9 protein-coding genes are annotated in these 14,064 nt (G+C 74.9%); 7 read left to right on the top strand and 2 right to left on the bottom strand.

The window, feature by feature from the left end:
• Positions 1-47: 47 nt before the first annotated feature.
• The 5 genes from ACYVHQ_RS12000 to ACYVHQ_RS11980 all read left to right on the top strand — a co-directional run bounded on the left by ACYVHQ_RS12000 (position 48) and on the right by ACYVHQ_RS11980 (position 10,359).
• Positions 48-812, top strand: coding sequence for an SDR family NAD(P)-dependent oxidoreductase (locus tag ACYVHQ_RS12000; RefSeq protein WP_460513343.1), 765 nt, complete (start codon positions 48-50; stop codon positions 810-812).
• Entirely contained in the window at positions 809-1,768 is a 960-nt protein-coding gene (locus ACYVHQ_RS11995) for a lysophospholipid acyltransferase family protein (protein ID WP_460513341.1), read from the top strand. Before ACYVHQ_RS12000 ends, ACYVHQ_RS11995 begins: the two co-directional genes overlap by 4 nt.
• Positions 1,765-3,468, top strand: coding sequence for an FAD-binding oxidoreductase (locus tag ACYVHQ_RS11990; protein WP_460513339.1), 1,704 nt, complete (start codon positions 1,765-1,767; stop codon positions 3,466-3,468). Before ACYVHQ_RS11995 ends, ACYVHQ_RS11990 begins: the two co-directional genes overlap by 4 nt.
• A gap of 96 nt (positions 3,469-3,564) precedes the next feature.
• Entirely contained in the window at positions 3,565-4,890 is a 1,326-nt protein-coding gene (locus ACYVHQ_RS11985; protein ID WP_460513337.1) for a hemolysin family protein, read from the top strand.
• Positions 4,891-4,980: 90 nt separating this feature from the next.
• Positions 4,981-10,359 carry a discoidin domain-containing protein gene (locus ACYVHQ_RS11980; RefSeq protein ID WP_460513336.1) on the top strand — a complete coding sequence of 1,793 codons (5,379 nt, stop codon included), beginning with the start codon at positions 4,981-4,983 and terminating at the stop codon, positions 10,357-10,359.
• A gap of 103 nt (positions 10,360-10,462) precedes the next feature.
• On the opposite strand, the gene ACYVHQ_RS11975 is transcribed toward ACYVHQ_RS11980, so the two are convergent.
• Both ACYVHQ_RS11975 and ACYVHQ_RS11970 read right to left on the bottom strand, forming a co-directional pair.
• Positions 10,463-11,164 carry an ABC transporter permease gene (locus ACYVHQ_RS11975; protein ID WP_460513334.1) on the bottom strand — a complete coding sequence of 234 codons (702 nt, stop codon included), beginning with the start codon at positions 11,162-11,164 and terminating at the stop codon, positions 10,463-10,465.
• Positions 11,165-11,252: 88 nt separating this feature from the next.
• Complete coding sequence (locus tag ACYVHQ_RS11970; protein ID WP_460513332.1) at positions 11,253-12,206, bottom strand: ABC transporter ATP-binding protein; 954 nt, start codon at positions 12,204-12,206, stop codon at positions 11,253-11,255.
• Positions 12,207-12,335: 129 nt separating this feature from the next.
• Between ACYVHQ_RS11970 and ACYVHQ_RS11965 the strand changes: the two genes are divergently transcribed.
• Positions 12,336-13,454 (top strand): sensor histidine kinase, encoded by a 1,119-nt coding sequence (locus ACYVHQ_RS11965; protein WP_460513330.1) that lies wholly within the window; start codon positions 12,336-12,338, stop codon positions 13,452-13,454.
• Entirely contained in the window at positions 13,451-14,053 is a 603-nt protein-coding gene (locus tag ACYVHQ_RS11960; protein WP_460513329.1) for a response regulator transcription factor, read from the top strand. Before ACYVHQ_RS11965 ends, ACYVHQ_RS11960 begins: the two co-directional genes overlap by 4 nt.
• Positions 14,054-14,064: the final 11 nt, after the last annotated feature.

Below are 14,064 nucleotides of genomic sequence, written 5' to 3'. Positions count from 1 at the left end.
CGCAGGGGCTGCACGCACGGACCAGTCAGCACCGTATCGTAAGCGGCATGGCAACAGCGCTCGTGACCGGTGGCACCTCCGGCATCGGAGCCGAGTTCGCGAGACAGCTCGCCGAGCGCGGCTGGGACCTCGTCCTCGTGGCGCGCGACGTCGCGCGCCTCGAGAGCACCGCCGCCGACCTGCGCGGCCGCGGGGTCGACGTCGAGCTGCTGCCGGCGGACCTCGCCGACCGCGCGGCCGTCGACGAGGTGGCGGCCCGCCTCGAGGACCGCTCCCGCCCCGTCGACCTGCTGGTCAACAACGCCGGCTTCGGCGTGCACCACGACCTCACCGACCCGGACGTGAGCGTCCACGACGTCGCGTTCGACGTCATGTGCCGCGCGACGCTCGTGCTGTCGGGAGCGGCGGCGCGGGGCATGCGCGAGCGGGGCCGCGGCCACGTGCTCAACGTGTCGAGCACCGCGGGCTACCTCACGATGGGCAGCTACTCGACGATCAAGGCCTGGGTCACCTCGTACAGCCAGGGGCTCGCGGTCGAGCTGCGCGGCACGGGCGTGGGCGTGACGGCGCTGCTGCCGGGCTGGGTGCGGACCGAGTTCCATCAGCGGGCCGGCATCCGGTCGTCGAGCATCCCCAACGGGTTGTGGCTCAGCTCCGAAGACCTGGTCGCCGCGGCGCTCCGCGACATGGACGCGGGAAAGGTCATCTCCATGCCGACACTTCGGTACAAGCTGCTCCTCGGCTTGCTCCGGCACGCCCCCCTGTGCACGGTCCGCCGCGTGTCGGGTGCCATCCGCTCGAGCAGGTCGTGACGGTGACCGGGACGGACGCCCCCCGCGACGACGCGGAGCGCGAGCAGGAGCACGGGTCCGAGCACAGGAGGCTCGAGGCCGTGGCGCAGGCCGCCACCGACGTGCGCGACCGGTTCAGCTCGAGGACGCACGCCGCGGCGCGCTGGGTCGCGCAGCGGCTCGTGCTGAAGCCGACGATCTGGTCGATCACCGACGTCACGGTCGTCGACCGGGACCGCCTCGACGGCGTGCGCGGGGGCTTCGTCGTCGTGGCGAACCACTCCAGCCACCTCGACGCGCCCCTCGTGCTCGGCGCCCTGCCGGGCCGCCTCGCCCGCTACCTCGCGACCGGCGCCGCGGCCGACTACTTCTTCGACGTGCGCTGGCGCCGTCAGCTCACGGAGCTGTTCTTCAACGCGTTCCCCGTGCAGCGCGCCCGGACGACGCAGGCCGGCACGGCGTCGGTGGTGAGCGGACCCGCGGCGGCGACCGGCGGCCCGGGTGCCACCAGCACGACCGTCGGCGCGGCGTCCGCGGCGGGCGCCACCACGCCCGCGCGCAAGCGCGCGGCGGCGGCGACCGCCGCCCGGAAGCGCCGGGGGCAGCCCACGGTCAGCGCCCGCTCGCTGCTCGAGCGCGGCTACCCCGTGCTCGTGTTCCCGGAGGGCACGCGGTCCAAGACCGGCGAGGTGGGGCCCTTCAAGCCCGGTGCGGCCGCGCTCGCCGTGACCGTCGGGGTGCCCGTGGTCCCGCTCGCCCTCATCGGCGCCCATCTCGCGCACCCCCGGGGTTCGCGCTGGCCCCGGCCCGGGCGGCTGCCCGTGGGCGTCGCCTTCGGCGATCCCATGCGGCCGCTCGAGGGCGAGACCGCCTCCGCCTTCTCCGAGCGCGTCCGCGCCGAGATCCTGCGTCTCAAGGACGCCAACACGGCCCGTATCCTGGGCCCGCAGAACCCGTCCGAAGGAGCACGACCGTGACCGACGTCGAGACCACCCCCGCGCAGACCGTCGACCACGGCGTCGCCCACATGAAGTGGTGGGGGTGGGGCGTCGAGGGCGTCGCCTTCCACCACGACGACAAGCCCGGCTTCGCGCCGTTCGTGAAGCAGATCGTCGGCGTCGAGCTCTCCCAGGGCCAGCACGGCACGGGCCTCGACTTCGACGCGCTCGAGGTCCCCGCGACCCGTGCGCCCGACGCCGTCCTCGCCGCGCTGCGCGGCGCCGTCGGCGACGACGCGGTCGACGTGTCCGACCACGACCGCGTCGTGCACACCTACGGCAAGAGCATCCGCGACCTCATCCGCATCCGGGCGGGGATCCTCCGCCGCGTGCCGGACGCCGTCGTCTACCCGGCCGACGAGGCCGCGGTGCAGGCCGTCGTCGCCCTCGCGGCCGAGCACGACCTCGTGCTCATCCCCTTCGGCGGCGGCAGCAACATCGTCGGCAGCCTCGAGCCGCAGCCCGAGGAGGAGCGCCCCGTGGTGTCGCTCGACATGGGCAGGCTGCGCCGCGTGCTCGAGGTCGACGAGGACTCGGGCCTGGCCCGCATCGAGGCCGGCGGCCAGGGCCCCGACCTCGAGGAGCAGCTCAACGCCCGCGGCTGGACCCTCGGGCACTTCCCCGACAGCTTCACGCACTCGACGCTGGGCGGCTGGGTCGCGACCCGTTCCTCCGGCATGCAGAGCGACAAGTACGGCGACATCGCGGACATCACGAAGGGCCTGCGCGTGGTCCGCCCCGACGGCGTGCTCGCGATCCGCGGGGTGCCGAGCGCGTCGACCGGGCCGTCGCTGCGCGAGATGATCATCGGCTCGGAGGGGCGCCTGGGCGTCATCACCGAGGTCACGGTGCAGGTGCACCGCCTGCCCGAGGAGCGCGTGATCCTCGCCTACCTGTTCCCGTCGTGGCACGACGGCCTCGCGGCGATGCAGGCCATCGCCGAGAGCGACGCGTCGCCGTCGGTGACGCGCGTGAGCGACCCCCACGAGACCCGGTTCTCGTTCGCCACCTCGAAGGCGTCGAAGGGCCTCTCGAAGGTCGTCGCCGACGCGCTGCCGAAGCTGCTCAAGGCGAAGGGCTGGGACACCGACGCGATGTGCCTGTCGTTCATCGGGTACGAGGGCTCTCCCGCGCACGTGGCCTACACGCAGAAGATCGTCGCGGGCATCGTCAAGGCCAACGGCGGCATGGGCGTCGGCAAGGGCCCCGGCAAGCTCTACGACCAGAAGAAGTTCGACACCCCGTACCTCCGCGACTTCTTCATGGACCACGGCGGCGCCGCCGACGTCAGCGAGACCGCCGCACCGTGGTCGAAGCTGCGCCTCGTGTCGTCGCGCGTCTACGCGGCCGCGAACCAGGCGTTCGACGCCATCGGCAAGCAGGGCTGGATCATGGGCCACCTGTCGCACTCGTACCACTCGGGCGCCTGCCTCTACTTCACCTTCGCGTTCGAGCACGGCGACGACGCCGAGGGCGAGTACGACGTCGTGAAGCACGCGATCCAGCAGGCCTTCATCGACAGCGGCGCGACGGTGTCGCACCACCACGGCGTCGGCATCGAGCACACCCCGTGGCTCGAGCAGGACGTCTCGACCGAGGGCGTCGCCGTGATGCAGGGCCTGTTCGACTCGGCCGACCCGGACCGCCGCTTCAACCCGGGCAAGGTCACGGGCGTCTAGGGGCACAGGAGGCGCGAGGGGCGCAGGAGGCGCGGGCCGGTCCGGCGGGCCGGGCCCCGCCGCCGTCCTCGCAGGAGCGCTCGGTACGCTCCGGCCATGAACGGCGACCTCGTCCTCAACATCGTCCTCGTCGTGGTCTTCGTCCTCGTCGGAGGCGTCTTCGCCGCGACCGAGATGGCGCTCGTCACCCTGCGCGAGAGCCAGGTCAACGCCATCGCCGCACGCGGCAAGCGGGGCGAGAAGGTCGCGGGCCTGGCGCGCGACCCGAACATGTTCCTCGCGGCCGTGCAGATCGGCGTCACCGTGGCGGGCTTCGCGTCCGCCGCCTACGGTGCCTCGTCGATCGCGCCGTCGGTCACGCCGCTGCTCGTGGGCCTCGGCCTGGGCGAGCAGCTCGCGGCGACCGTGGCCACGATCGTGCTCACCCTGCTGATCGCGTACCTGTCGCTCGTGCTCGGCGAGCTGGCCCCGAAGCGCCTCGCGATCCAGCGGAACGCGTCCTTCGCCTACGCCGTCGCGCCCGTGCTCGCGGTCTTCGCGGTCCTCATGCGTCCGGTCATCTGGCTCCTGTCGATCTCGACGAACCTCGTCGTCCGGCTGCTCGGCGGCGACCCGCACAAGACGGGCGAGGAGATGACGGAGGAGGAGCTGCGCGACATCGTGTCGAGCCACGAGGGCCTGCCCGAGGACGAGCGCCGGATCCTCGACGACGTGCTCTCGCTGCGGCACCGTCAGCTCAGCCAGGTGATGCGCCCGCGCCCCGAGGTCACCGCCGTGGACGGCGCCGGCACGGTGGCGGACGCCGCCGCCGAGGTGCACGACCAGCCGTACTCGCGGTACCCGGTCGTCGACCGGGGCATCGACGACATCGTCGGCTTCGTGCACGTGCGCGACCTCTTCGAGGCGATCTCGCGCGACCGGACGACGCCCGTGCGCGACATCGTCCGGACCATCTCGTACCTGCCCGCCACGGCCCGGGTGCTGCCGACGTTGACGGCCATGCGCGCGGACGGGCACCACATCGCGGTGATCGTCGACGAGTACGGCGGCACCGACGGCATCGTCACCCTGGAGGACCTCGTCGAGGAGGTCGTGGGCGAGATCTTCGACGAGTACGACACCGAGACCGCCGCGGGCGACCTCGGCGAGGCCGGCGGCGTCGTCGACGGCCGCCTGAACTTCCAGGACTTCGAGGAGGCCACGGGCCTGCACCTGCCGGACAGCACGTCGGACACCGTCGCGGGCTTCGTCATCGAGACCCTCGGGCGGCTCGCCCGCGTGGGCGACGTCGTCGAGATCGACGGGGCGCGCCTGCAGGTGACGGCGGTCGACCGCCGACGGGTCTCCGAGCTGCTGGTCGTGCCCGACGAGCACGAGGGCGGGGCTGGCAGAGACGACGGCGAGGAGCACCGGGCCCGGTAGCCCCCACTCTGGGGTGACCCGGACGGCTGCGTACCGACCGGTACGCGCCCCCTGGACGCTAGCGTCGTGCTCGACCCCTGGAGGAGCCCGATGCCGTCCCGCACCCGTCCCGTCCCGCCCCCGCTGCTCCGGGCCCTCGTGGGGATCACCGCCGCCGCGGTCGTCGCCACGGGCGTCGTGCCCGCCGCAGCCGCCGCGCCCGGCGACCCCGCGACTCCTGCGCCCGTCGCGGCCGCGCCGTCCGCCGATGGCGTCGCACTCGGTGCCGGCTCGTACGCCCCGACGCCCCCGTCGACGATCGCCAGCTACGCCGACGTGCGGGCGACGCTCGACAAGCCGCTGTTCATCGACCCCTCCCGCGCGGGCGAGCCCGTGCCGACGAACCAGTGGTGGACCGACCTCGTGGTGAGCCGCTTCTCGGGCGACCTCTGGGCGAACCCGTTCGTGGCGTCGAACAGCGCCGCAGGCACGGAGCTCAGCTACCCGAAGGACTGGAACGCCGAGGGCACGGCCATGCGGCTCACGCAGTCGCTCACCGTCAGCGGCCAGGTCACCCCCGCGCCCGCCCCGGGCAGCACCGTGCTCGCCGACTTCGAGGACGGCCTGCCCGACGGCTGGACCGCGACCGGCACGGCCTTCGCCACCACCGCCTCCGGCACCGCGCGGGGCCAGAGCGCCGTCTCCGGCTGGCTCGGCGACGGCTTCGCCAACTCGTTCACCGACGACGCCGGCGACGGCGCCACGGGCACGCTGACCTCGCCCGCGTTCACCGTCGACACGGCGGCGATCGCCGCCCTCGTCGGCGGCGGGGCGCACCCCGGTCAGGAGGCGCTGGAGCTGCTGGTCGACGGCGAGGTCGTCCGCAGCGCCACGGGCGAGAACAGCGAGCAGCTGCGGTGGGTGACCTGGGACGTCGCCGAGCTGGCGGGCCGGACGGCCCAGCTGCGCGTCGTCGACCAGCTCACGGCCGGCTGGGCCCACGTGCTCGTCGACCAGGTCGTGGCCACGGACGACGCGACCGACCTCGCGGCGCAGTGGACCACCGACTTCCGGGCCGACCGGGCCGACGCGCTCCGCTGGGGCGACTGGAACGTCAGCTGGCGCATGCCGCAGGTGGGCGCGGGCGGTCAGCACATGGACGTGACGCTCGCGCAGGGCCAGCCCTACACGTGGTTCGAGTTCGACGGCATGGCGCCGCGGCTCACCCTGGCCCCAGGAGCCGTCGTCACCGACGCCGCGGGCGACCGGCTCGCGTTCCCCGTCACGACGGACCGGTTCCGCGTCGACCAGGGCGGCCACGTCTTCGGCGTGCACGCCCCGGCCGGCACGACCTTCACCCGGTCGGGCGACGTGCTGCAGGCCGCCGAGGGCACGCCGCACCTCGTCGTGAGCGCGGTCCCCGACGCCGGGCTCACGCTCGACGAGCTGCACCGCACCGCCTTCGCCGTGCCGCGCGGCACGCGCATGGACCACCGGTGGGACCAGGAGGCCGGCACCGTCGTGCAGGACTGGTCGGTCGACGCCGAGCCGCTGGAGGGCACGGGCCGCGACACCGTGCAGGGCTGGCTGAAGCACCAGTACGGGCAGGCGACGCGGGCGGACCTCGACCTCGGCGAGGCCACCTACGAGACGCCCCGGGGCACGATGCGCACCTCCGTCGGCCACGACGGCTGGCGGCTCGAGTACGACTTCGCCGGGTTCGCCCCGATCGGGGGCGCCCCCGGTGCGGACGTCCTCGACGACGAGCAGCGGGCGATCGTGCAGCGCTACGTCCGCGAGTACGCGGCCCGGACGACCTACGGCGGCGACACCTACTGGGGCGGCAAGGACCTCCAGCAGCTCGCGCAGTACCTGCTCGTCGCCCGGCAGATCGGCGACGAGGCGAGCCGTGCGACGCTGACGGAGTCGCTCACCGCGGCCCTCACCGACTGGTACACGTACACGGAGGGCGAGCGCGAGCACTTCTTCGCGATGTACCCGACGTGGGGCGCGCTCGTCGGCTTCGGCGACTCGTACGGGTCGGCCCAGTTCAACGACGCGCACTTCCATCACGGCTACTTCGCGGTCGCGACCGCGGTCCTCGGCGCGGAGGACCCTGAGTGGCTCGCCCGCTACGGCGACGTCGCGACGCTGGTGAACAAGCAGTACGCGAACGCCGACCGCGACGACGACCGGTTCCCGTACCTCCGGACCTCCAGCGTCTGGGAGGGGCACTCGAACGCCGGCGGCTTCTCGTCGCCGGGCGGCAACAACCAGGAGTCGTCCTCCGAGGCGATCCAGGCCGCGGCCGGGTCGTTCCTCCTGGGCACCGTCCTCGGCGACGAGCGCATGCAGGCCGCCGGGGCGATGCAGTACGTCACCGAGCGCGCGGCCGTCCTCGAGTACTACCAGGACGCCTCCGGCAACCCCGCCTCGGCCAGCTACGACGGCGACGGGGCCTTCCCCGAGGCCTACGGGCACGCGCAGGCCGGGATCCTCTACGACTCGGGCCAGGCGTACGCCACCTACTTCTCGGGCGACCCCGCCTGGATCTACGGCATCCAGTGGATGCCCACCGCGCCCTGGTTCTCGTACTTCGGGCGCGACCCCGGCCTCTCGCGGGCGATCATGGCGCAGATGATGGCCGAACGACCCGAGGTCGTGGGGCAGGAGGGCACCGCGGGCGCGAACGTCGGACGCGTCCAGATGGTCACCAAGCGCTGGTACGGCGTCGGCAGCTACGGGGACGTGCAGATCACCCAGGACGAGCCCGCCGCGATCCGGGAGATCCAGGAGGCCGTCCGTGCCGTCGAGCGGCACCACCCCGGCTACGTGACGCAGCGGACCGCGGCGAACCCGTTCTGGGACGCCGCGACCGACACGCTCTACGTCTCGGTCGACGACCGCGGCGGCGTCGTCTTCGACGACCGGTGGTGGACGCCCGAGACGCTGCCGGCCTCGCTCGTGCCCGCCCGCCTCACCGGCGCCGAGGCGGACCGGCTGCCGCAGGACTGGCCCGTGCCCTCGCCGCTGCTGGGGTTCCTCTCGACGGACTACCGGGCCGACCCGGAGGCCATCGCCGAGCTGTACGGCGTCGACCTCACCGACTACGAACCGGGCCGCGACACGGCGCACGCCGCGCGCGTGTTCAGCGAGATGGGCGACGCCCTCGGCAACGTCGTGCTCGGGTTCCTGGCCCAGTACGACCCCGAGGTCTACGCCGACGTCCACGCTGCGCTGTGGGCGGCGCAGGACCCGACCGTCACCGGGACCTCCATGGCCGGGCTCGTGCACTGGCAGGCCCTGTCGAACCGCGGCCTCGGCCCCGTCGTCGACGACCGCCGCGTGGTGGCCCCGTTCAGCCAGGTGCACCGCGACGCCGACGGCCGATGGTCGTACGTGGTGGCCAACCCGAGCGACGAGCAGCGCAGCTTCGAGGTGCGCGAGGGCGACCGGGTCGTCGGCTCGATCGCCGTCCCGGCACGCACGCAGATCACCTCGCACCTCGACGCCGAGCTCACCCGCGTCGACGTCACGGCCGAGGGCTCGCCCACGACGCTCGCACCGGGCTCGACCACGACCTTCACCGCCGTCGGACACGACCAGTACGGCGCCACGGTGCCGCTGGACGGGCTGCGCTGGGGGACGACGACCGGCACGATCGACGCCGACGGCCGCCTCACGACGACCGCGCGGACCCCGACGGCGACGGTGACCGCGACGCTCGGCGGGGTGTCGGCGAGCTACGACTTCCGCGTCGCACCGGCCCCCGTGCTCACGGGCCTCGCCGTCGAGCCGGGCTCGGCGCAGCTCGTCGTCGACGAGCCGCGCACCTACGCCGCCGCCGGTCGGGACCAGTACGGCGACCCGATCGCGCTCGCCGACGCCGTCGCCTGGTCCTACACCGGCCCCGGCACGATCTCGGCCGACGGCGTCCTCGTGACGACCGGCCCGGGCGCCGGCCACGTCGTCGCCACGAGCGCGGGCGTCGAGGGCAGCGCCGTCGCGTCGAGCGTCGGCGAGCTGCCCGACGCGGCCCTGCGCGCCACCGTCACCGCGACCAGCGGCCAGGGCTCCGCGGCGCGCGCCGTCGACGGCGACCCCACCACGCGCTGGGAGAGCGAGCACGGCGTCGACGAGGTCGACCTCACCGTCGACCTCGGCCGGGCCACCGACGTCGCCTCCGTCGGCGTCCGCTGGGAGGCGGCCGCGGCCCGACGCTGGCAGCTCCAGGTGGCCGACCGTGCCGAGGGCCCGTGGCGCACCGTCCGCACGGTCGAGAAGGCCGACGCGAGCGCCGACCGGGTCGCCGTCGGCGAGACCGCCCGCCTCGTCCGGGTGCACGCCACCGACCGCCTCACGCAGTACGGCCACTCGATCTGGGACCTCACGGTCTCCGGCACCCCGGCCGCGACGGCGATCACGCCGAGCACGGTGCTCGTCGGCCCCCGGGCCGCGGCCGTCACCACGGGCGGCACGGTGCGCCTGGCCGCGCACGCGTACGACGGCGACGGGCACGGCGGGGCCGCCCGCGCCTCCTGGTCCCTCGAGGGCGACGGGCGGATCGCCGACGACGGCACCTACACCGCGCCGGCCGTGCCGGGCACCGCGACCGTCACCGCGACGGTGGGCGACGTCACGGGCACGTCGACGATCACGGTGCTCGCCGACGGCACGACCGAGGTCGAGCCCGTCGGCGGACTGCGCGACGTGGCCCGGGGCAAGCGGGTCACGACGTCGTCGCAGGAGCGCGGCGACCTCGGCGGCGGGCAGGCCGTCGACGGCGACCGCGGCACCCGCTGGGCGAGCGCCAGGAGCGACGACGAGTGGATCGCCGTCGACCTGGGCTCGGTGCTGCCCCTCGACGCGGTCGAGCTCGACTGGGAGGGCGCCTACGCCGACGCGTACCGGGTGCAGGTTCGCGACGCCGCCACCGACCCGTGGCGCACCGTCGCCACCGAGACCGCGGGCCGCGGCGGCGTCGAACGCCACGAGCTCTCCGACGTCGCGGGCCGGTACGTCAGGATGCTCGGCACCGCCCGCCACACCGGCTGGGGGTACTCGCTCCACGAGCTGCGCGTGCTCTCGCGCGAGGGCGCGCCCACGCCCGACCTCGCGCGCACGGCGGCGGTGACCGCGTCGTCCGAGGAGTCCGGCACCTTCGCGCCGACGCGTGCGACCGACGGCGACCCCGGCACCCGCTGGGCGAGCCGCCGCGGCAGCGACGACGAGTGGCTGCAGCTCGACCTGGGCCGGCCGACGGCCGTGCAGGAGGCGACGCTGACCTGGGAGGGCGCGCACGCCCGCTCGTACCGGATCGAGGCGCGCAACGATGCCGACGACCCCTGGACCACGCTCGCCGCCCGGACCGCCGCGACGGGCGGCACCGAGGTGCTGCCCGTGGCCGGCGAGTGGCGGTACGTGAGGTTCCGTGGGGTCGAGCGCGCCACGCCGTGGGGCTACTCCTTGTACGGGGTCGAGCTGCGCTGAGGCGGGCGACGACGACGGCGGTCGCCCCGAGGGGCGGCCGCCGTCGTCGTGGCGGGGCGGGGCGTGGCGGGTCGGTGCCGGCCGGGTCGGTGCCGCGGCGGGGTCAGCGCCGCGGCTCCCAGCGGAAGGCGCGGAGGCCCACCGCCGCACCGACGACCGCCCAGGCCAGGCTGATCGCGACGAGCGCGGGCGCCGCCGAGAGGTCGCCGTCGCTCCAGGCCGCGATCACGAGCTCGGCCGTCGCGCCGCCGGGGAGGGCGCGCTTGACGGCGGTCCACTCGTCGACGCCCGTGAGCTGGAGCCAGACGACCACGCCGACGGCGGCGAGGAAGACGGGCAGGGTCGTGTACTGGGCGTGCTCGGCGCTCGTCGTCACGGCGCTCGTCGCGAGCGCCAGGCCCAGGAACATCGCCTCGGCGGCGAGCAGGGCGACCGCCACGAGCACGGGGTGCACGGGCACGTCGCGGGCGGCGAGGACGCCGACGACGACGACCAGCTGGGCGATCGTCACCGCCGCCACGGGCCCGACGAGACCGGCCAGGAGCGCCCGGTCGCCGACGATCCCGCCCCGGAGCCTCTTGAGGTAGAGGGCCTGGCGCCGGGACGCGAGCGTGGTCGTGGCGGTGACGTAGGTGCCCATCCCCATGATCGTGATCGCGACGACCGCCGCGAGGGCGCCCGTGCTGCCGTAGGCGTCGAGGCCGATGAAGAGCGCGGCGAACGCGAGGGGGACGACGACCGCGCAGAGGGCGACGGTGCGGTTGCGGAACATCATGCGGAACTCGGCCGCGGCGATGGCGTTCACGAGGGGTCCTTCCAGGATCGGGGCGGGGAGGGTGCGAGGGGTGCGGGGCCCGGGGGCGGGTGCGGTGGTCGTCGAGGGCCGGCCGGCGTCACCGCGTGGCCGTGCCGTGCGAGAGGTCGCGGAAGACGTCGTCGAGGCCGCGGGTGCGCGTGGCGAAGCGCTCGAGCACGAGACCGCGCTCCCCGGCCCAGCGCAGGAGCAGGCCCGCGTCGCCCTGCAGGTCGTCGGACTCGACGACCACGAGGTCGTTCTCGGTGCGCGCGACCGGCAGGGGCAGCTCGTCGAGGGGCACGGGCGGCACGAAGGCGATCGAGGCGCCCTGCCCGCCCGACAGCTCGGCGACGGTGCCCTCGCGACGGATCGAGCCGTCGTGCATGAGGGCGAGGCGGTCGGCGTGCTGCTCGGCCTCCTCCAGGTAGTGCGTCGTGAGCAGGAACGTCACGCCGTCGGCGCGCAGTGCGGCGACGGCCGCCCAGAGGTCGTCGCGCGCGCTCGGGTCGAGCCCCGTCGTCGGCTCGTCGAGGAACACCAGCTCGGGCGTGCCCCACACGGCCATCGCGAAGTCCACGCGACGACGCTCACCGCCCGAGAGCTGCGCGACCCGGGTGCGCGAGCGGGCCGCGAGCCCCACGAGCCCCACGAGGCGGTCGGCGTCGTCCGTGCGCCCCGACAGGGCACCAGCGAGGCGGACGCTCTCGCGCACCGTGAGCTCGGGGGCCAGCCCCGAGTCCTGCAGCATGATGCCCACCCGGGACCGCACCGCCCGACGGTCGGTCGGGTCCCCGCCGAGCACGCGGACCGTGCCGCGCGTCGCCCGGCGGTGCCCCTCGAGCACCTCGAGCGTCGTCGTCTTGCCGGCGCCGTTCGTGCCCAGCAGGGCGAACAGCTCGCCCCGCCGGACGGTGAGGTCGAGACCCCGCACGGCCTCGTGCCCGGCGTACGAGACGCCGAGGCCGCGGGCCTCGACGACGACGTCGTCGGGCAGGGGGGAGGAGGGGCAGGAGGTCGAGGGGACCGGGTCGAGCGGGCTGCGGTTCGTCATGGCCCCCACGCTCGTCGCTCGCGGCGGCCGCGCCCAGTGCCGTCGCGCACCGGTCGACGTGACGAACGTCACGGGTGCGCGTGACGCGACCCGCGCCTCCTGCCCCCGGTGCCTCGATAGCGTGGACCCGTGACCACGACCACCAGCGGGACCGCGGCGACGCCCGTCGTCGACGACGCCGCCGTGCGGGCCCTCGGGCGCATGCGCGGCTACACGACCTGGTCGTTCGTGGCGATCCTCGTCGTCTACGTCGCCGCCAGCGCCCTGCAGGCGAGCACGCCCGGGATCGTCGCGGGCACCCTCGTCGCGGGGGCGCTCGCCGCCTGGCAGGCGTTCTCCTGGGAGGGCGGCGCACCGTGGCCGCTCACCCTCGCGACCGTCCTCGTCGGCACCGCCGTCTGGGTCGTCGGGCTCACGACCGGCGACCTCCTCGCCACCGTCGTGCCGCTCGCCTTCAGCCTCGGCCTCGCGACCACCGCGCCGCCGCTCCTGGCCTGGCCGTGGACCCTCGCGGCCGTCGGCGTCGTCGTCGGGCCGGCCCTCGTCGTCGAGGCGTCCGGAGCCGGCACGGGGCCCGTCGGGCCGGTCGTGGGCCTCGCGGCGGTCGGCGCCTCGATCGGCCTCTTCCGCCTCAACCGGTACGCCTTCGGGCTCTACCTCGCGATCGACCGGCTGCGCGAGACGAGCGCCGAGCTCGCCGTCGTGCAGGAGAGGTACCGCTTCGCCGCCGACCTGCACGACATCCAGGGGCAGGCCCTGCACGTCAGCCGCTTGCAGCTGCAGCTCGCCGACCGGCTGCTCGACGCCGACCCGCAGGAGGCGCGGGCCCGGCTCCGCGAGGCCACCGGGCTCATCGACCGCGCCATCGCCGACACCCGCACCCTCGCGCACGGCCGGCGCAGCACCACGCTCGCGGGCGAGCTCGCGAACTCGCTGGAGCTGCTCCGCGCGGCCGGCATCGAGGTCGCCGTCACCGGTGCCCCCGCCGCCGACGGACCGCACGACCAGCTGCTCGGCCTCGTGGTCCGCGAGACGACCACGAACCTCCTGCGCCACGCCCAGGCGACGCGCGTCACCGTGTCGCTCGGCCCCGGCAGCGTGCGCCTCGAGAACGACGGCGTCGACGAGGCCCCGCGGCGACTCAGCGGCCTGGCCCGCCTGGGGGACCGGTTCGCCGCCGTCGGCGGCGTGCTGCGCACCGAGGCCCGCGACGGCAGCTTCGTCACCGAGGCGAGGACGACCCCGTGATCCGCGTGCTGCTCGCCGACGACGAGACCCTGCTGCGGCGCAGCCTCGCCGCGCTGCTCGAGCTCGACGGCGGGGTCGTCGTCGTCGCCCAGGCCGCCGACGGCACCGAGGCCGTCGCCCTCACGGCGCGGCACCGGCCCGACGTCGTGCTGCTCGACCTCGAGATGCCCGGCCTCGACGGCGTGGAGGCCGCCGGGGCGATCCTCGCCGAGCGGCCCGAGCAGGCCGTCGTGCTGCTCACCCGGCACGGACGGCCCGGCGTGCTCAGGCGTGCGCTCGCCGCGGGCGTGCGGGGGTTCCTGCCGAAGTCGATCGACCCCGACGAGCTCGTCCGGGTGGTCGGGCACGTCCACTCCGGCCGCCGCTGGATCGACCCCGAGATCTCCGCCGCCGCCATGATGGACGACTGCCCGCTCACCGACCGCGAGCTCGAGGCGCTCCGGCTCACCGCCGAGGGCCTGTCGGTCCGCGAGATGAGCGCCCGGCTGCACCTCGCCCAGGGCACGCTGCGCAACTACCTGTCGTCGGCGATGTCGAAGACCGGCAGCGGGTCCAGGCACGCGGCGGCACGGGTCGCGCGGGAGCGCAGCTGGCTCTGAGGCGCCCGGTG

This window comes from Frigoribacterium salinisoli (genome assembly GCF_054781095.1).
Note: the sequence above shows the minus strand (reverse complement) of the source record. Positions and strands in the feature narration are given on the sequence as shown.